Annotated in this window: 1 rRNA gene; it reads left to right on the top strand. The window is 57.5% G+C overall.

The window, feature by feature from the left end:
• A 16S ribosomal RNA gene (locus tag KUA11_RS17190) occupies nucleotides 1-440 on the top strand; the annotation flags it as partial.

The raw sequence follows: 440 nt of genomic DNA, 5'->3' as shown, positions 1-440 counted from the left end.
CCTACGGGTGGCTGCAGTGGGGAATTTTGCGCAATGGGGGAAACCCTGACGCAGCAACGCCGCGTGGAGGATGAAATATCTTGGTATGTAAACTCCTTTCGATGGGGAAGATTATGACGGTAGCGGGAGAAGAAGCCCCGGCTAACTTCGTGCCAGCAGCCGCGGTAATACGAAGGGGGCTAGCGTTGCTCGGAATGACTGGGCGTAAAGGGCGCGTAGGCGGCGGCCCAAGTCGAGTGTGAAAGCCCCGGGCTCAACCTGGGAGGTGCGCTCGAGACTGGTTTGCTGGAGTTCGGGAGAGGAGCGTGGAATTCCCAGTGTAGCGGTGAAATGCGTAGATATCAGGAGGAACACCGGTGGCGAAGGCGGCGACCTGGTCCTATACTGACACTCATACACGAAAGCGTGGGGATCAAACAGGATTAGATACCCCAGTAGTC

It is taken from the genome of Acetobacter estunensis, assembly GCF_019083805.1.
Taxonomy (GTDB): domain Bacteria; phylum Pseudomonadota; class Alphaproteobacteria; order Acetobacterales; family Acetobacteraceae; genus Acetobacter; species Acetobacter estunensis_A.
The sequence above is the reverse complement of the archived record's forward strand: the minus strand, read 5'-3'. Positions and strand labels throughout refer to the sequence as shown.